Source organism: Streptomyces sp. H27-H1, assembly GCF_026627445.1.
GTDB lineage: Bacteria > Actinomycetota > Actinomycetes > Streptomycetales > Streptomycetaceae > Streptomyces.
In genome coordinates this window covers 49446-68471 of the sequence record NZ_JAPNLJ010000017.1, presented here as the reverse complement: position 1 = coordinate 68471, position 19026 = coordinate 49446, and the positions used below count along the sequence as shown (strand labels likewise).

General features: G+C 70.1%; 12 protein-coding genes and 1 pseudogene. 7 read left to right on the top strand and 6 right to left on the bottom strand.

The window, feature by feature from the left end; all coding sequences use genetic code 11:
- Positions 1–57 precede the first annotated feature (57 nt).
- Positions 58–1122, bottom strand: coding sequence for a uroporphyrinogen decarboxylase (gene hemE, locus OTB20_RS20245; protein ID WP_267819389.1), 1065 nt, complete (start codon positions 1120–1122; stop codon positions 58–60).
- A 91-nt stretch (positions 1123–1213) separates the two neighbouring features.
- Between hemE and OTB20_RS20240 the strand changes: the two genes are divergently transcribed.
- The 7 genes and pseudogenes from OTB20_RS20240 to OTB20_RS20210 all read left to right on the top strand — a co-directional run bounded on the left by OTB20_RS20240 (position 1214) and on the right by OTB20_RS20210 (position 10548).
- Positions 1214–1876, top strand: coding sequence for a DUF3000 domain-containing protein (locus tag OTB20_RS20240; RefSeq protein ID WP_267752848.1), 663 nt, complete (start codon positions 1214–1216; stop codon positions 1874–1876).
- Between the two features lie 234 nt (positions 1877–2110).
- A complete protein-coding gene (locus OTB20_RS20235; protein ID WP_214956508.1) occupies positions 2111–2773 on the top strand; it encodes a response regulator transcription factor in 663 nt (220 codons plus the stop codon).
- Between the two features lie 133 nt (positions 2774–2906).
- Entirely contained in the window at positions 2907–4235 is a 1329-nt protein-coding gene (locus OTB20_RS20230) for a ribonuclease D (RefSeq protein ID WP_267819387.1), read from the top strand.
- A 122-nt stretch (positions 4236–4357) separates the two neighbouring features.
- Positions 4358–5094: pseudogene (locus tag OTB20_RS20225) on the top strand (ferritin-like domain-containing protein).
- A 207-nt stretch (positions 5095–5301) separates the two neighbouring features.
- Positions 5302–6528, top strand: coding sequence for a thiolase family protein (locus tag OTB20_RS20220; protein WP_267752841.1), 1227 nt, complete (start codon positions 5302–5304; stop codon positions 6526–6528).
- Positions 6525–8666 (top strand): 3-hydroxyacyl-CoA dehydrogenase NAD-binding domain-containing protein, encoded by a 2142-nt coding sequence (locus OTB20_RS20215; protein ID WP_267819385.1) that lies wholly within the window; start codon positions 6525–6527, stop codon positions 8664–8666. The genes OTB20_RS20220 and OTB20_RS20215 overlap by 4 nt, the downstream gene beginning before the upstream one ends.
- Positions 8667–8865: 199 nt before the next feature.
- Positions 8866–10548: a hypothetical protein gene (locus tag OTB20_RS20210; RefSeq protein ID WP_267752839.1), complete on the top strand. Its 1683-nt coding sequence runs from the start codon at positions 8866–8868 to the stop codon at positions 10546–10548.
- 81 nt (positions 10549–10629) lie between these two features.
- Here OTB20_RS20210 and OTB20_RS20205 read toward each other — a convergent pair whose 3' ends face one another.
- From OTB20_RS20205 to OTB20_RS20185, 5 genes are read right to left on the bottom strand one after another with little or no spacing between them, the layout of a single operon-like run.
- Positions 10630–11883, bottom strand: coding sequence for a phosphodiester glycosidase family protein (locus tag OTB20_RS20205; protein WP_267819383.1), 1254 nt, complete (start codon positions 11881–11883; stop codon positions 10630–10632).
- Entirely contained in the window at positions 11876–12592 is a 717-nt protein-coding gene (locus OTB20_RS20200) for an Ig-like domain-containing protein (protein WP_267819382.1), read from the bottom strand. The genes OTB20_RS20205 and OTB20_RS20200 overlap by 8 nt, the downstream gene beginning before the upstream one ends.
- Complete coding sequence (locus OTB20_RS20195; protein WP_267752836.1) at positions 12589–13356, bottom strand: rhamnogalacturonan acetylesterase; 768 nt, start codon at positions 13354–13356, stop codon at positions 12589–12591. The genes OTB20_RS20200 and OTB20_RS20195 overlap by 4 nt, the downstream gene beginning before the upstream one ends.
- A gap of 18 nt (positions 13357–13374) precedes the next feature.
- Positions 13375–17814: a bifunctional glycosyltransferase/CDP-glycerol:glycerophosphate glycerophosphotransferase gene (locus tag OTB20_RS20190; protein WP_267819380.1), complete on the bottom strand. Its 4440-nt coding sequence runs from the start codon at positions 17812–17814 to the stop codon at positions 13375–13377.
- Positions 17811–18995, bottom strand: a complete 1185-nt coding sequence (locus OTB20_RS20185) for a CDP-alcohol phosphatidyltransferase family protein (RefSeq protein ID WP_267819378.1) — start codon at positions 18993–18995, stop codon at positions 17811–17813. The genes OTB20_RS20190 and OTB20_RS20185 overlap by 4 nt, the downstream gene beginning before the upstream one ends.
- Positions 18996–19026 lie beyond the last annotated feature (31 nt).

Below are 19026 nucleotides of genomic sequence, written 5' to 3'. Positions count from 1 at the left end.
CCGCGCCATGTCATGCACGGCGCGGGACCGACGTCGTCGGAACTGTTGGGGTCCGGCTCAGCGTGCCGTCTGGGTGTGGACGTAGTCCACCAGGCGGGTCAGCGCGTCCGGCGGGGTCGTCGGGAGGACGCCGTGGCCCAGGTTGAAGATGTGGCCTTCCAGGCCCGCCGCCGCGGCGAGGACCTCGTCCGCCTTGGTACGGACGGCCTCCTCCGTGGAGAAGAGGACCGCCGGGTCCAGGTTGCCCTGGAGCGCCTTGCCGGGGCCGACACGGTGCGCGGCCTCGTCCAGCGAGACCCGGTAGTCGACGCCCATGACGTCCGCGCCGGCCTCGCCCATGAGGCCGAGCAGCTCGCCCGTGCCCACGCCGAAGTGGATGCGCGGGACTCCGTACGAGGCGACGGACTCCAGGACCTTCGCCGACGCCGGCATCACCGAGCGCCGGTAGTCCGCCGGGGCGAGCGCGCCGACCCAGGAGTCGAACAGCTGGATCGCGGAGGCGCCGGCCTCGATCTGGACCTTCAGGAAGGAAGAGGTGATCTCGGCGAGGCGGTCCAGCAGGTCGGCCCAGAGTTCCGGGTCCCCGTACATGAGGGCCTTGGTGTGCTCGTGGTTCTTGGAGGGGCCGCCCTCGACCAGGTAGCTCGCGAGGGTGAAGGGCGCACCGGCGAAGCCGATCAACGGCGTGGAGCCGAGTTCACCCGTGAGCATGCCGATCGCCTCGGTGACGTACGAGACGTCCTCCGGGGTGAGGTCGCGCAGCTGTGCGAGGTCCTCGCGGCGGCGGATCGGCTGGGCGACGACCGGGCCGACGCCGGGCTTGATGTCCAGGTCGATGCCGATGGCCTTCAGCGGGACCACGATGTCGGAGAAGAAGATGGCCGCGTCGACGTTGTGGCGCCGGACCGGCTGCAGCGTGATCTCGGTGACGAGGTCGGGCCGCATGCAGGATTCCAGCATCTGCGTGCCCTCGCGGACCTTGCGGTATTCGGGGAGCGAGCGGCCCGCCTGCCGCATGAACCACACGGGCGTGTGCGGTACCGGCTCGCGCCGGCACGCCTTGAGGAAGGCGGAATCGTACGTCTGGCTCGGCGTGCCCGTGGGGCGGGTGTTGGCGCTCACGACTCAAATCTTCGCACGTATGAAGAAGTGCCCGGCCCGGCGCGGGTGTCCCTGCGCCGTACGGGCGCTCGTTCCGCCTAGTCTTCCCCGCATGGCTGCGGCTCAGGGACGATTTTCAGATGGCGCTGACGGTACGGACAGCGCGAAGGACAGCTCCGTCCCACTCCCGTTCCGGCGGGCGGTCGACGGCTTGAAGAAGGCGAGGCTGCGGCAGGGGATCGAGATCGACCCCACCAAACCGCCACAGAGGCTGGCACCGCACGCGTACGCGCTGGAAGCAGCGGTCGTGGACGGTGACGAGGACCTGGCCGACGGCCGGCTCATCCTCTTGCACGACCCGGCCGGACACGACGCCTGGCAGGGCACTTTCCGGCTGGTGACGCTCGTCCGGGCGGAGCTGGAGCCGGAGATGGCCGTGGACCCGCTCCTCCCGGAGGTGTGCTGGTCCTGGCTGACGGGGGCGCTGGACGCGCGCGGGCTGACGTACGGGGAGGCGAGCGGGACCGTGACCATGGCCGCCTCGCACTACTTCGGCGGGCTCGGAGAGCGGCGGCCGGCGACACAGATCGAGATCAGGGCCTCGTGGACGCCCCGCGAGGGAATGGGCGGGGTGCCGGACACCGCCGCACACCTGTCGGCATGGTGCGAACTGCTGTGCCAGATCGCGGGGCTGCCCCCGGTCGGACCGACCGAGACGATGACGGGCGTGGTCTCGCTGCCCCAGAGGCGCGGTCCGCATCACCCTCAGGGGTGAAAGCGCGGGGCCGCGCCCCGTGCCGAATGTCGGAACTGTGCACCCCTTGTGGGCTTCTGATCACCCTATGATCGATCGTGCGTCCGAATTGCCCGAATTGTTACTCACCAAATCGTGATCATTCCCTAAAGCCGGGCGGGTGACGTGCCGAAGGAGTCAGTGACCATCCGCACGGTTCGCACCGGCTTCCTTCCCCGAGCCGGCCGTCCCGCCACTCCCCCCCAGGAGGCCTAGGTGTCCGTTCTTCTCGAGCAGCCCGCAAGCCTGGTCGCCTACCGCCCGAACAAGCCGACGGCCATGGTCGTCGTGGCCGACCCGCGCGTACGCTCCACCGTGACCCGCCATTTGTGGGCCCTCGGAGTACGCGACGTGATCGAGGCTTCGTCCATCGCGGAGGCACGTCCACGCATCGGCAGCCCGCGCGACATCTGCGTGGCCGACGTACACCTGCCCGACGGTTCCGGTCTCACCCTTCTCTCCGAGACCCGCGCCGCCGGTTGGCCGAACGGTCTGGCCCTGTCCGCCGCCGACGACATCGGCGCCGTACGCAACGCCCTCGCGGGCGGAGTGAAGGGCTACGTCGTCACCGGCACCCGGACCAACATCGGGCTCCCGTCCCGGCCCGGCGCCGCCCCCATCGGCGCTGCCGCGGCCCGTATGCACCGCCGCCCCCCGGGTGCCCCGAGCCACCCGGGCGGCTACCGAGAGCTCTCCGGCCGCGAGGTCGAGGTCCTGCGCCTCGTCGCGGAGGGCCAGTCCAACAAGGCCATCGGCGTTTCGATGGGCCTGTCCGCCCTGACTGTCAAGTCCCACCTCGCACGGATCGCCCGCAAGCTGGGCACCGGCGACCGGGCCGGGATGGTCGCCGTCGCCCTGCGCACCGGGATCATCCACTGACCCGGCCGATACCCCTCGGCGGACCCCGGGAGAACTCCCGGAGAACCCGGGGAAGCCTCCGTACTCCCCCCTCGCGCCCGTCGCCGGAACGTTCCGGCGACGGGCGCGTCGCATCCACGGATACCCTTGACCGGTGACCGACGCCCAAGAAACCGCAGCAGGCCTGCGCACCACCACCGGGGGCGGCCCCCCGGACGACGAGGTTTCGTCCGACGGGCTGCCGATTCCCTTGCTCGAACCCCGTGAGGGCATCCCTCCGGTGGTCGCCGACGCCGCCGCTCTCGCCGAGGTGGTCGCGGCCTTCGCCGCGGGCACCGGCCCCGTCGCCGTGGACGCCGAGCGCGCCTCCGGCTACCGCTACGGCCAGCGCGCCTACCTCGTACAGCTGCGCCGCGAGGGCGCGGGCTCCGCACTGATCGACCCGGTGGGCTGCCCCGACCTCTCCTCGCTGGGCGAGGCCCTGTCCGGCACCGAGTGGATCCTGCACGCCGCCACCCAGGACCTGCCGTGCCTGCGCGAAATAGGCATGGCGCCCACCTCCCTCTTCGACACCGAGCTGGCCGGCCGCCTCGCCGGCTTCCCGCGGGTGGGACTCGGCGCGATGGTCGAGGGGGTCCTCGGCTACGTGCTGGAGAAGGGCCACTCAGCAGTCGACTGGTCGACCCGTCCGCTCCCCGAGCCGTGGCTGCGCTACGCCGCGCTCGATGTGGAGCTGCTCGTGGACCTGAGGGACGCGCTGGAGGAGGAGCTGGACCGGCAGGGCAAGCTGGACTGGGCCCACCAGGAGTTCGACGCCATCGCCGCCGCGCCGCCCGCGCCGCCCCGCAAGGACCCGTGGCGCCGGACGTCCGGCATGCACAAGGTCCGCCGGCGCCGGCAGATGGCCGTCGTCCGGGAGCTGTGGGAGGCCCGCGACCGGATCGCGCAGCGACGTGACGTGTCACCCGGCAAGGTGCTGGGCGACGGTGCGATCGTCGAGGCCGCGCTCGCCCTGCCGCTGACCGTGCAGGCCCTCTCCGCCCTGCCCGGCTACGGGCAGCGCATGGGCCGGCGCCAGCTGGACCAGTGGATGGCCGCCGTGGAGCGGGCGAAGGCCCTGCCCGAGAACGAGCTGCCGCAGCCGGGGGCGACCCCGGCCGGTCCGCCGCCGCCGCGCTCCTGGGCGGACAAGGACCCGGAGGCCGCGGCTCGGCTCGCGGCCGCCCGGACGGCCGTGTCGGCGCTGGCGGAGGGGCTGAACCTGCCGCAGGAGAACCTGATCAGCCCCGACACGGTCCGCCGGCTGTGCTGGGAGCCGCCGGAGCGTCTGGAGGCCGACGCGGTGGCCGAGGCACTGGCGGGCTACGGGGCCCGCCCGTGGCAGATCGAACAGGTGACGGCGGCACTGGTCACGGCACTGGGCACCGTCCCGGCGCCGGTCGTGACCGACGCCGACACGGACATCGAGAGCGACACCGACTGACCCGCGCCGCGCGCGGCGGAGCCCCCCGGCCACGACGGCCGGGGGGCTCCGTCGTGTTCCGGTTCCGCTACAGCCGCCGAGCGCTCCTTTTGAACACGCTCAAGAATCGCTAGTTTTTGAACATGATCAATCAGGGGTACGAGGCGTGGGTGGCCGGCTTCGAGGCCGAACGCGGGCGGCGGGCCGCGCTGGGCGATCCGGACTGGAGCCGGGGCGCCGATCTCGCACCGGAACTCGCACGGAGCCTGCAGCGGTTCCAGGTCGGCGAGGACGGGGACGGCTCCGCGCTCATCGGCAAGGCCGACCGGGCCGGTGACGCGGCGTACGCGCGGGCCGTACGGCTCTTCGTGGCGGAGGAGCGGAACCACGCGCGGATGCTGGCCCTGCTACTGGCCGCCGGGGGCTCGCGGACGCTGACCGGACACTGGAGCGACGCGGCGTTCGTCCGGCTGCGCAGGCTCCTGGGGCTGCGCGTGGAGCTGCTGGTGCTGATGGTGGCGGAGGTGGTGGCCCTGCGGTACTACCGCGCAGTGCGGGACGGCAGCGACGACCCCCTGACCTCGCAGGTGGCGGGCCGCATCCTGGCGGACGAGGAGCGCCACGTGCCGTTCCACTGCGTCCGGCTGCGGGAGGCCTTGGCGCCCCTGCCCGCCCCGCCCGCCGGGCGACGACCCTGGCCTGGCAGGTCCTGCTCGCCGGCGCGGCCGCGGTGGTGGCGGCCGACCACGGCCCGGCGCTGCGCTCCCTGGGCCTGGCGCGCCGCACCTTCGTCTCGGAGACCCTGCGCTCCTCCCCCGCCATGGCGGCCGCCATGCGCGGCACCCCGGTCCCGCGCGCCCCGGTCCCGGCGGCCCGCTGACCCCGTGGGCGGGGCCGCCCCGCGCACGGGCTCGGCCCGGCACGAACCCCCGGCTGCGCCGTTCCGCGGAGTGTGACCTTCGCCGCTCCTCCCAGGGGGGCTGTGCATGCCGGTTACCGACAAGTAGCATGGAGAGGTGAGCGGGCGCTCAGCAATGGGCACGCCCCCCGCGCAGCAGTGCACACCCGCACCTGGAGGAGAGCCAACGTGCCTCGTACCGTCAGGGACGTCGTCTTCGTCGACGGCGTCCGCACCCCGTTCGGCAAGGCGGGCCCGAAGGGCATCTACAACGAGACCCGCGCCGACGATCTCGTCGTCAAGGCGATCCGGGAGCTGCTGCGCCGCAACCCGGACCTGGACCCCGCGAAGATCGACGAGGTCGCCATCGCCGCGACCACGCAGATCGGCGACCAGGGCCTGACGCTGGGCCGTACGGCCGGCATTCTCGCGGGCCTCCCGCAGTCCGTCCCGGGTTACTCCATCGACCGCATGTGCGCTGGCGCGCTCACCGCCGTGACCGCCGTCGCGGGCGGTGTGGCCTTCGGTGCGTACGACGTCGCCCTCGCCGGCGGTGTCGAGCACATGGGCCGCCACCCCATGGGCGAGGGCGTGGACCCGAACCCGCGCTTCGTCTCCGAGAAGCTGGTCGACGAGTCCGCCCTGTTCATGGGCATGACCGCCGAGAACCTGCACGACCGGTACCCGACGATCACCAAGCTCCGCGCCGACGAGTACGCCGTGCGCTCGCAGGAGAAGGCCGCCAAGGCGTACGCCGACGGCAAGATCCAGCAGGACCTGGTCCCGATCTCGGTGCGCAACAACAACGAGGCGGCCGGTGAGACGGGCTGGGGCCTGGTCACCGCCGACGAGCCGATGCGTCCGGGTACCACCCTGGAGAACCTGGCGGGCCTCAAGACCCCGTTCCGGGTCCACGGCAACGTCACCGCGGGCAACGCCGCCGGTCTCAACGACGGTGCCACCGCCGCGATCATCGCGTCCGAGGACTTCGCCCGGGAGAACAACCTCCCGGTCAAGATGCGCCTGGTCTCGTACTCCTTCGCGGGTGTCGAGCCGGAGGTCATGGGCTACGGCCCGATCCCGGCCACCGAGAAGGCCCTGGCGCAGGCCGGTCTGACGATCGACGACATCGGCCTCTTCGAGGTCAACGAGGCCTTCGCGGTCCAGGTCCTCGCGTTCCTGGAGCACTACGGCATCGCCGACGACGACGCCCGCGTCAACCAGTACGGCGGGGCCATCGCCTTCGGCCACCCGCTCGCCTCCTCCGGCGTCCGCCTGATGACTCAGCTGGCCCGCCAGTTCGAGGAGCAGCCGCAGGTCCGCTACGGCCTGACCACCATGTGCGTCGGCTTCGGCATGGGCGCCACGGTCGTCTGGGAGAACCCGAACTTCACCGCCGAGGGAGACAGCAAGTGAGCACCACCACCACTGAGCTCCTGAAGGGCGCGGCCGAGCTGTTCCCGGACGAGGTCGTCACGCGCGCGCTCGTCCGCCACCTGGACCTGCCCTTCGGCGCCGGGCGCTTCGCGCTCATCACGCTGGACAACGGCCTGGACCACACCAAGCCGACCACCTTCGGCCCGCAGTCCCTCGCCAACCTGAACGCGGCGATCGACCAGGTCGAGCAGGAGGCCCTCGCGGGCTCCATCGTCGGCGCGGGCCTCACCGGCAAGCCCTTCATCTTCGCGGTCGGCGCCGACCTCAAGGGTGTGGAGCTGCTCAAGAAGCACGACGAGGCGCTCGCCATCGGCAAGGGCGGCCACGACGTCTTCAAGCGCCTGGCCGCGCTGGCCGTCCCCACCTTCGCCTACTACAACGGCGCGGCGATGGGCGGCGGTGTCGAGGTCGGTCTGCACTGCACCTACCGCACCGTCTCCAAGGCCATCCCGGCGTTCTCGCTGCCCGAGGTCTTCCTCGGCCTGGTTCCCGGCTGGGGCGGCTGCGCCCTGCTGCCGAACCTGATCGGCGCCGAGCGCGCGATCTCGGTCATCATCGAGAACTCGCTGAACCAGAACCGCCAGCTCAAGGGCAAGCAGGTCTTCGAGCTGGGCATCGCCGACGCGCTGTTCGAAGGCGCGGACTTCCTGGAGCAGTCGCTCCTGTGGACCGCCCGCGTGCTGAACGGCGAGACCGCGGTCGTACGCGCCGAGGTCGACCGCGGCGAGGCCTGGGACGCGGCGGTCGCCAAGGGCCGCTTCATCGCGGACTCCAAGGTGCACGGCGCGGCCCCCGCGGCCTACCGCGCGCTGGAGATCATCGAGGCGGCCAAGGACGGCGACCTGCAGAAGGGCTTCGACGCCGAGGACACCGCGCTCGCGGACCTCATCATGGGCGGCGAACTGCGCTCCGGCATCTACGCCTTCAACCTGGTCCAGAAGCGCGCCAAGCGCCCGGCCGGCGCCCCGGACAAGGCGCTGGCCCGTCCGGTCACCAAGGTCGGCGTCGTCGGCGCGGGTCTGATGGCCTCGCAGCTGGCGCTGCTGTTCCTGCGCCGCCTGGAGGTGCCGGTGGTCCTCACCGACATCGACCAGGAGCGCGTGGACAAGGGTGTGGGCTACGTCCGCGCCGAGATCCAGAAGCTGCTCGGCAAGGGCCGCATCAACCAGGACAAGGCCAACCGCCTGACCGCCCTGGTGACGGGCGTCCTGGACAAGGCCGAGGGCTTCGCGGACGCCGACTTCATCATCGAGGCCGTGTTCGAGGAGATGTCCGTCAAGCAGAAGGTGTTCGCGGAGGTCGAGGCGGTCGCCCCGGCGCACGCGATCCTCGCCACCAACACCTCCTCGCTGTCGGTCTCCGAGATGGCGTCCAAGCTCCAGCACCCGGAGCGCGTGGTCGGCTTCCACTTCTTCAACCCGGTCGCGATCCTCCCGCTGCTGGAGATCGTCCGCGGTGAGCAGACCGACGACGCCGCGCTGGCCACGGCCTTCGGTGTCGCGCGGAAGCTGAAGAAGACCGCGGTCCTCACCAAGGACGCCCCGGCGTTCGTGGTGAACCGCATCCTGACCCGCTTCATGGGCGAGATCCAGAACGTCATCGACGAGGGCACCCCGGTGGTCACCGCCGAGAAGGCCATCGAGCCGCTCGGCCTGCCGATGTCCCCGCTGGTGCTGCTGGAGCTCGTGGGCCCGGCGATCGGCTTGCACGTCTCCGAGACCCTGAACCGCGCCTTCCCGGAGCGCTTCACCGTCTCCCCGAACCTGGCGGCCGTGGTCAAGGCCGGCAAGCGCGGCTTCTACGTCTACTCCGCCGAGAACGGTTTCAAGCCGGAGCTGGACCCCGAGGTCGCCGCCCTCCTCGTACAGGGTGATGTCGTCCTCACCGAGGAGCAGGTCCGCGACCGCGTCCTGGACGCGGTGGCCCAGGAGATCGGCCTGATGCTGGAGGAGGGTGTCGTGGCCGAGGCCCAGGACATCGACCTCTGCCTCATCACGGGCGCGGGCTGGCCCTTCCACCTGGGCGGCGTCACGCCGTACCTGGACCGTGAGGGCGTCTCCGAGCGGGTGAACGGCAAGAAGTTCCTGGCCCCGGGCGTGGCCAGCATTCCCGCTTAACACCTGTAGCACCGTTGCGGCTGCTCCCGTACCAGGCCCTCGGGCAGGGTGCGGGAGCAGCCGTTTTCGGGGTGTCCGTTTCCAACGTCACAGACGGGCCGGGGCGTACGGGGTCGACCTCGGGATCGGGCTCTCGGTAGACTTCCGGGGCTTCCGGCAGGCGGCGACGGATATCGACAGGGGCAGGAAAGCACACTCCATGAACTCAGCACTCCCTCCGCTCGTGCCCAATGCGGCGGCCATCGACCGGCGCGCGATCGTATCGGGAACCGACACGTCCGGTCTGGTGCCCGTGGAGTACAAATTCCGTCCCGCCGAAGGCGACGCCCGCCACCTGATCGTCGTCTTCTCCGGTTTCGCCGCCCCCCAGGGCTACCATTTCGCCGGCAAATCGCTGCTCGGCCTGCGCGCGAACATCCTGTGGATCCGCGACCACTTCGACGAGCGCTACAGCTATTACATGTGCCGGAACATGTCGTTCGACATCGAGCACTCGGTGCTCTCACTCATCGACCGCACCCTGGCCGGGCTGAATCTGACCCGGGGCGACGTCAGCCTGCTCGGCGTCTCCAAGGGCGGCAGCGCGGCGCTGTACTACGGCCTGAAATACGGTTTCCGGAACATCGTCTCCGTGGTGCCGCAGTTCCTCATCGGCGACTACGTGCGCGACCGGGCCGACACCGGCCGGTACATGATGGGCGAGGACATGCCGCAGCAGCATGTGGACGCGCTCAACAACGCCATTCCCGAACTGCTGAAGACGTACGGCGCCCAGGGCCACAACGTCTACCTCTTCACCTCGGAGGCGGACGAGCAGTACCCCGTCGAGATCGCGCCGCACCTGAACCTCTTCTGGAACTGCCAGAACTTCAATGTGATCCGGACCAGGTCCGATATGGTCCGCGCGCACGGCGAGGTCTCCGGATACAACATGCCGCTGATGAGCGGTTTGCTCACCGCCCTCACCGACGGCGCCGAGCCCCGGCTGGGATTCCTGGAGAACGGTTCCGTTCCCGACCCGGCGCTGCGGCAGCACACCCTGATGGAGCGGCGCCAGTCGGACACCCTGCTGGCCGTTCTGAACAAGCAGGACATCCGCGCGAACTACCTCCAGCTCAGCGGCCACGCCTTCATCCCCGGCGAATCCGCCTATGGGGAGGTGCAGACCCTCAAGCACCTGGTCGTCGAAGGCGGCGGAAAGAGCTGGGAATTCCCGCTCGCCGTCACCCCGGCCAAGCACACCTACAGCCTCTACTTCGACCAGTACGCCTGCGACTACGTCAACGGCGGCTTCGATCCGGAGCACCCCAACGGCATCGCGATGACCGGCATACCCGGCGGCAGGTTCGACCTGTCGATACGCGTGACCAGCCCGGCCGAGGGCATCGACCGGCGGACCCCGCTCGTCGCCCGGCGCCCCTTCGACCTGCGCCGCCCCTTCGGCAGCCTCGAGATCTGCCTGACCGGCGACGAGAAGAGCGTCAAGCTGGTGCGGCGCCCGATCATCGGGCACGTATCGCAGGAGACTGCCTTCTCGCTGGAGAAGACCTGGCAGAAGGGCCGCGTCCTGCACGTGGAGGGCGTGTTCTTCATCCACGGCCTGGACGCCTCCCAGCACGGGCACGCCACCTATTACATGGTCCTGCGCAGCCCCCAGGCCACCTACTCGTTCCGGCTGGGCATCTCCGGCAAGGCCGCGCTGGTGCGGGCGCACATGCGGCGCGGGGACTTCAACAGCTACGACTACGGCTACTTCGCCACCTCGGGCTACAAGGGCATCGACCTGAAGAACGCGGCTCCGGGCGAATACGAGGTCTTCATCTCCATGAGCCGCGGCGGGGCCCTGTTCTCCGCCCCCGCGGGCACGGTCCGCCTCGACTGACGGTCCTCACGCGGTACGCACAGGGGGACGAGCCGGGCTCGTCCCCCTGTGTGCTGCCCGCAGTGCGCCATTGGTCGGGCGCTATTGGTCGAAGATCCCGATCCCGTTGGAGACCGGCCGCTCGGTGACGTCGTCCTTCGCTCCGCCCCTGGGGCGGTTGCGGAGCTCTCCGGCGACGATCATGGTGGTGGATCCGCCGCCGTCCAGGTTGACCGCGTCGACGGCGCCCAGCGTGGCCAGGTACCGGGCCGCTTCGGCAAGGGTGGCGCCGGCGCTCACGCCCACCTCCCGGCCGTCGATGGTGACGAGCAGCAGGGTGCCGTCGGCCTTCACCCCGGCCACAGTGCGCGGGTTGGGCTTGCCGCCCGCCGCGTTGGCCGCGACGGTGACCGTGCCGTTGCGCAGCAGCCGGTGGCTGCCGCCGATGGCCGAGTCGACCTGACCGGACATGGCCAGGCCCGCCCCGTCGGTCATCTCCTGGCTGACCTCCATGCGGCTGCCCTTGAGCGCGTGGCCCTGGAGCCACCCGGCGCCCGGGCCGATGGCGTACAGGGTGCTGCCGCCCGGCGGGATCCGGCCGCCCGCCGGGACCCGCACCTCGCGGACCGTGCCGTCCTCGTCGAGCACGGCCTCCGAGCTGCGCGGCGGTCCGGGCGGGGTCCGGCTCGACCACTGCTCGGTGAACTGGACGATCTCGTCGACGTCGGTGCACAGCCCGGTGTACGGCTCGTCCATGGGCTCCTCGGTGTTGGCGATCCGGTCGCCGCCCACCCCGCCGCAGCCCAGCACCCGGCCGGGAACCCGGTTGACCCCGTCCAGTTCGCGCTGCGTGGTGTCCTCCGCGAGCAGCCGGCCGGTGGTCAGGGTCTCCTCGACGCGTGCGACGAGCCGTCCGTCCTCGTAGCCGAGGAGCAGCGCCGCACGGCCGTTGCTCGCCTCACTGAGGATCTTCCCGTTCTCGGCGTAGAGGCCCAGCGGGTCCCCCTCGTAGCCGGCGTACTGGCGTCCCGTGGCGATGTCGAAGAACGAGCCGTTGACCGCCGCGCGGGCCCCGGTCTGCTGCGCCATGTCCCGTACCGTCGCGGTCCCGGCGAGCTCCTTGGCGTGGATGCCGGCCACCCGGGCCTTGGAGTCGGGGCTGATGGTGAGGATCTTGACGGCCGAGGGGCCGCGGCGGCCGAACTCCTCCGAGGTCTCGTGGTACTCGACGCCCGCAGGCAGGTGGAGGTCCACGCTCGGCGAGGGCGACGGCCGGTCCTCGTCGGGTGCGGAGCCGCACGAGGTCGCGGCGAGCGCGAGACAGAGCAGAGCCGTCGGAGCAATGCGTCTAGCCATGATCGACCGGCAGTGCTCCGGGGTTGGCGAGCTCGCCGACGTGCACGGTGACATCGGACCAGACCGTGTTGCCGTCGGCGTCCTCGTAACGGCACTCGAAGCGGTCGTAGCCGAGGTGCGAGGGGTGGGGCTGGTAGGTGACCGTCCCGTCCGGGGTACAGCTGATCATCCCGCCGCGGGCCAGGGAGACCCCGGTCAGTCGCAGCCCGGGGGCGGGGGGCTCGGCGGGCAGTACGGTCCGCGCTCCTGGGTTCAGCATCAGGACGCGGCCGCGGAGGTGGTGGCGGCGGATGTAGAAGCCCTGGTCGTGGACGACCGCGCAGGGGACGAGCTTCTCCCCCTGGGCCGGCATGATGCCCACGATGACCCGCGGGAGCAGGACCTCGCGCTCGGGGGCGTCCTTGGCCATCCGGACCGTTCCGACGGCGGTGCGCGGCTCGTCCCCCGTGGCGAAGGTGGTGTAGCGCCCGTTCGTGAGGTGACGCAGCCCCTGGAGGTCCTCGAAGGTGGCGAGGTCGCCGAACATGTCGTCGAGCAGGTAGCCGTAGGTGCGGAAGGCCCCGCCGCTCGGCGTCACGGTCATCGCGATCTGGAACTCCTGGCCCGGGGCGACCGGGAGCGCGGGGTCCACGTCGGACATCAGGTCGAGGACGCCGGTGCGGCCTTCGTGGGTGGCCCACGCCCGGACGAGCGGATACCAGTCGGTCATCGTCGTACCTCTGCGACCCGTTCCTTGGTCTGCTGGTCGAAGACGTCGTCGGGGAGGAACTCGACGGCCTGTTCCGGATCGAACTGGGCTTGGAGGTTGCGGAAGTACGAGGGCGGCAGCAGCCCGCGGGTCTGCAGCTCCCCCGCGATGAAGCGGGAGCACTCCACCGCGCCGTGGGCGCGCAGGTGGGTGTTGTCCGCCACGCCCTCGGGATAGTTCGGGTGCTCGCCCGGATCCAGGTAGAGGAAGATCGCCTTGGTTCCGTCGGGGCCGGCGTGCCGCCACCAGGCGACGCTCCACTCGTTCAGGTCGATGAGCGGCACCGTGAGCTGCGCCGCGACCTCCCGCATGGCTGCGGGGTACAGGCCCAGGGGGCGGCGCATGTTGGCGAACTTGTCGAAGACGCGGCGCTCGTGGCTGGTGACGAGGACCGGGTGGACACCCCGGTCGCGGGCCGCGTGGACGTACTCGCGCAGGAAGGACTGGAATTCCTTGAACGGCTCGGTGTAGCGGCCGTCACCGGGCTTCATGTCGATGAGCCCGAAGGAGATGAGCATGATGTCGCCGGGGACGGCGTTCTCCAGGATCCAGGCGAGCCGCCCGCGCTCCAGGAAGCTGCGGGTGCTCGAGCCGGCACGCGCGCAGTTGAGCACCTCGGCGCCCTGCAGGAACAGCTGAAGGGTCTGGCCCCATCCGACCATGGGCGCCATGCTGGCCTGCCGGCTCGTGACGCTGGAGTCGCCGGCGAGGAAGATTCTCGTCATGCTTTCGTGCACTTCCTATCAGAACTCGCCGAAGCCCCGTGCTCCGAGGTGGAGCAGAGCCCGCTGGTCGCCGACGGCGTTCGCGTCCATCGTCTCGATGACCTGGTAAGCGCGCTCGCAGTTGGAGGTGTCACGCAGGACGAAGAACTCCTCGGCGCGGCGGCGGTACTGCGGTTCCACTTCGAAGTTCCGCTCGATGAGGGCGATGATCTCGTGGACCGCGTGGTCGACCGTGCGGCAGGCCGGGCCGAAGCCGTCCCGCGCGAGATCGAAGTAGCCGCGCTTGTAGTGCTTCGTGTAGAAGGACTCGTCGTCGAAGTTCGTGTAGACGATGGGCTTGCCCATGTACGCCACGTCGAAGAACACCGAAGAATAGTCCGTCACGAGCATCGAGCACTCGCGCATGGCGAGCTGTACGTCCCGGCCGGTCGTGGACACGCTGACCGACGGGTGGTCGATCTTGAAGTGGCTGAGGTAGGGCCGGATCTCGTAGTGCGGCATGAACTCCAGCTCGACGCCGTAGTACTGGGCCGCGCTCAGCAGCCGCTCGTTGCGCAGCAGCGCGGAGAAGAACCGGTAGTACTCGGACGCGGCGAACGGGATCTCGGGCTTGGCCGCCTTGTTGTACGAGGGCGCCACGATGTCGCGGCGCCAGGTCGGCATGACCAGGATCCGCCGCGGTCCGTGCACCGGCTCCAGGGCGTCGAACCGGGGCAGTCCGGTCGCCGCGACGCGGTCGTAGCCGTAGCCGCAGTGCTCCGCGTAGTACGACCGCTCGCTGCGTCCCGTGGTGAGCACCATGTCGACGTTGGTGGCCTGGCCGTGGATCGAGGCGACGACGTCGTTGTAGACGACTCCGTGCTGGAGGAACACCCGCTTGTAGCGCAGCAGGTCGCCGTAGCCGCGTAGGAAGGCGCGCTTGAGGAGGCCCGGGAAGCCGAGGTAGGCCTCCAGGTCGTAGGCGTTGATCAGCCGTTCCGCGTGGAGCAGGTAGGCGCGGTGCTTCCACGACATCCGGTCGATGACCTGGCCGTGCTGCGCGACCTTGTCCCAGTCGGGGGAATCCCCGTTGATGGAGTAGTAGACCTTGGTCTTGGGCCGGTTCTGCCGGATCCACTTGAACAGGTGGTAGCTGTTGTCCTGGGCGGTGTCCTCGCGCTCACCGATGATCCAGATGCCCCGGTTGTGCAGGTACGGGTACGTGAGCCAGTACATGAGGCGGGTACGCCAGCCGGGCCGGCCGGGCAGCGAGTTGCGCAGCTCCCACTTGGCCCGGCGCAGCTTGTCCTTGCACCGGGCCGCGAAGCCGCGTACCCAGCGGACGGTGACCTGCTCGTCGTCGTCGATCGACACGACGAAGCGCTGCCGGCCCTGGGTGTGCACGCCCTTGAAGCGGTGCAGCATCTGGCGGGCCGCCAGTGGGACGTCGTGGTGGCGGTCCTGGTCGATCACCCGGATCACCATGGTCAGCTCGGCGTTGCCCAGGGAGTCGAGCGTGCCCGGGCGAACCGTGGCGCGCCAGCCGGAGAACCAGTCCTGGTTCTTGCGGGTGCGCCAGCGGTCGCGGCGGTAGGCCTGCTCCACGGGGATCGCCACCTCGCGTTCCCCGTTGGAGAGGACCAGCTGGATCCGGTTCGTGTACCGGGCGTTGATGTCCACTCCGGACAGGACGAGGAGCCCCTCGAAGTGGATCTCGCCGTCGGTCCAGTCGAAGGTCTCCAGGACCGCGCTGGCCCGCGGGACGCGCAGCAGCGTGGTCCGTACGGGGTCGGTCACCAGCCTGCGGTACATGCCCTCGTCGTCGAGGAAGAGGGTGGGCAGGAACTCCGGTGCGCCCAGCGGGTCCACGAAGAGCTCGAGGTTGCCCGTGACGATCGCGTGGTGCTGGACCTTGGACTGCGGGTGGACGGCGTACTGGAGGATCACGTCGTCGGGGATCTGGCTGTAGACCGATCCCAGCAGGGGCAGGACCGCGGCGAGCTCGGGCATGCTCATGATGCGGTGCATGTTGCGCACGTAGGGCTGGAGGGTACGGACGACGAAGCGCTGGGCCAGGACGAGGGTCCGGGGCGGGGCTCCCTGTACCGAGGACAGGACGTGCGCGGCCAGCCGGAGGCGGTCCACGGACTTGACCGGGTCGTTCCAGGGCGAGTCGAAGAGCGAGTTCTGGTTCGTCTCGTCACGCTCGAAGAAGCGGGCGCCGGGCGCGATGGCCACCGCCCGCGCGTACAGCACGGCCGGTACGGTGAACCAGTCGTCCTCCAGCCCGGGACCCGGGCCGCCGCGGAAGCCGTGCTCCCGGATGTAGGAGGTCTTGAAGAGCTTGCCGCCGAGCAGCGTGGAGAAGACGAGGTACGGCGCGTCCGCCAGCTTGCGGACCGAGTCCTTGCCGGTGAAGTACCGCTGCCACGGCTCGTCCTCGCTGCGCCAGGCACCGGGGAAGTTGTCGGCCTGGCCGACGACGACATCGGCGCCCTTGACCCGGCGGGCGCCCGTGAGGAGCCGGCCTACGGCGTCCTCGCCGAGGATGTCCCGGGCCCGCGCGAACATCACGTAGGGGGCGACGACGTACTGCAGCCCGTGGTCGAAGGCGGCGCTCGCACCGAGGCTGTGCTGGGTGACGACGCCGGCGTTGGGGTAGTAGGCGGCGAAGGCCGCGAGCTGCCGTGCGGTGCTGTCGTTGGACCCGTCGTCGACGAACACGACCTGGGTGCGGTCGAAGCTGCCCTGCGCCACGAGCGAGGAGAGGAACTCGCGCAGGTGGTACTCGTCGTTGTGGCAGTGGACGACGAGCGCGGCGGCGTACCGCTCGGGCGGTGCGACGGGCCCGGTCGGGGCGGTGTCCTGCCACCACAGCCACGGGGTGCCCCGGTCCGAGGTCTTGACCCGCTGCTCACCGGTCTCCGGGCGCAGGCCGAGGTTGCCGCTGACGGTCTCGTAGACCTCGTAGACGCCCGCGTCGCAGGAGTGCCGCAGGCTGGTGACGTCGACACCGCTGATGTTCAGCGCGGTGGAGGCGCGGTCGCCCGCGTGCCGGAGCTGGACAAAGAAGTTCCAGTAGCCCGCGCGGTCGGTCTTGTCCAGGGTGGACTTGAGGTCGATGGTGGTGTGGTACCGGATCCAGTCCTTGTCGATCTCCAGACCGGAGACCGGGAAGTGGTGGTCCGCCTTGGTGCTGCGGCGGCGCAGCACGGCGATGAGTTCGACCTTGTCCTCGGCACCGAACCTGCTGAACTGGTTGCGGATCGCGCCGGAGATGTGCAGCTCGCCGTCGACCACCTCGATCGACGCCGCCTTGTTGTACATGCGGGAGTCGGCGAGCTTGTGGCCGGTCAGCTCGAGGTCGGTGACCTCGAGGAACTTCTCGGCCTCGGGGTAGCCGAGCAGCGACCCGGACCAGAAGACCCGGCCGTCCCGCTCCACGATGTCGGAGCTGATGACGCTGCGGCGCTTCATGTAGTCGGAGGCCGACACGGCGATGTCGACGCGTCCGTGCATCAGGCCGAAGGCGCGTACCCGCTCCATGGGGCCGCACAGCTCGAAGGTGCCGGGGTCCAGGCTGTGCAGGTACGGGGCGACGGCGGCGAGGAAACCGCTGTGGAAGGCGTGGTCGCCGGTGCGCAGCTCGGGCGTGTAGAGCCGCAGGTCGTGCGAGAGGAACTTGGCGCCCTTGCGGGCCAGCAGGTCCGGTCGGCCGACGCTGCGCAGGAAGCTGTCGGTGTACTGGTGCACCAGGACGCGGTCGCTGATGCTGCGCAGCTCGTGGCGGCGGTTGGTGATCGAGGGCTGGTCGGACTCCCGCTCCCACATCCACCGGTAGACGGGGGTGGCGAGGATCGTGAACGAGCGCGCGTGGAAGTTCGCGACCGTGGAGAAGTACGTGTCCTCGAAGTAGACGCCTTCGGGGAAGCGGATGCCGTAGTTGTCGAGGAAGTCCCGGCGGTACAGCTTTCCCGCGGCGATCGGGTCGTCGATCAGCTCGGGCATGGCGCCCAGGCCCGCGACCGTCTGGTCAGCCGGGTACAGCTGGGGCTGCCAGACGGTGAGCTCGTCCGTGGCGTGGTTGATGCGCACGACGCGGCCGGCGGTGACGTCCGAGCCCGTGACGAGCGCCGAGGACAGGAGCGTCTCCACGGCCTTGAGCGGCAGCTCGTCGTCCGCGTCGAGGAACATCACGAACTGGCCGGCGGCCGCCTCTATGCCGTTGTTGCGGGGTGCACCGCAACCGCCGCTGTTCTGCGGCCGCTCGATGACCCGGACCCGTCCGTCCTGGGCGGCGAACTGGTGCGCGAGGGCGAGAGTGCCGTCGGTGGAGCGGTCGTCGACGACGATGACCTCTACGCTGCGGTGCGTCTGCGCCAGCGCCGACTGCAGGGCCCGGGCGAGCGTGGCGCTCGCGTTGAAGGCCGGTATGACGATGGTGACGCCGTAGTGCGAGATGTCGACCGGAAAGCTCATCGAGAGTAGTGCTCCGGTTCGACATAGCCGGGCCGCAGTGCCTGGGCCGGAATCTTGGAGAGCTGCATCGTGTCGGTCACGGCGCCCGTGTACTCGTCCGGGTAGGGCCGGGGGTACGGCACGAACCCGGGGTCCTCGTACGACTCGGGGGCGGGGAAGCGCTGGGCGGCTTCCGCCACGGCCTCGAGGTCGCCGTCCTCGCCGCGCCGGCGGTGGCGTCCGGCGTGCATGTGCGGGGCGATGGAGCCGGCGCGCGAGGGGATGTTGCCGGGGTCGAGGCGTTCCATCGTGCGCGTGAAGTCCCGGGTGGAGAGCCAGAACTTGAACATGATGACCAGCTCGAAGCCGCCCATCAGCACGGCCGAGGCCGCCGTGGTCCACAGGATGTGGCCGATGACGGGGCCGATGATGAAGATGAACATCTGGAACTCGATGCCGCTGATGAGGTGCGGCCGGATTCGGCTCTGCACCAGCGCGTGGCGGAACCGCGCGTACCAGGGGAACCGCTCGCGGAACTGCTCGTGGAGGTCGATGACCTCGGACTGCTCGACCTGCGTGCTCTGGCGCTTGAGCTCGTCCGCCTGGCCCAGGGGGTTCTCGCGGAGCAGGTCCTCGATGAAGACGACCTTGCGCTCCTCCTCGTCGACCCCCTCTTCCGCCTGGCGGGCGAGGGTGACGGCTTCGATCTTGCCGCGCATGGACATGCGCATCTTGTAGATCTGGAGGGCATCCACGTAGCGGAGCATGTCGAGGAAGATCACGGCCAGGGCCGCGAGCAGGTAGACCTCTTCGTCGTGCTGCAGGAACTGCCCGCCCATCAGGGCGAGCGCGCAGAACAGGACGCGGATGCGGTCGAAGACGTAGTCGAGCCAGCCCCCGAAGACGGTCCCGTTGCCCTTGAGGCGCGCCAGCTTTCCGTCGATGCAGTCGAGGATGAAGCTGACGTGGTACAGGGCCGCGCCGATGCACAGGGAGACCCAGTCGGCCTGGAGGAAGAAGAAGGCGGAGCCGAGGCCCACGAAGAGGGCGGCCCACGTCACACGGTTGGGCGTGACGAAGTTCCACCGCGCCAGCACACAGACGAGGCGGGTCGCTATCGGGTCGACCAGAAGGACCGTCCACCATGCGTCCCGCTTCTTGCAGGTGAGCTTCTGAACGGCCTTCAGTGACAGCTTGGACATAACCCCTCAGTCGTCGACAACGTGAACCAGG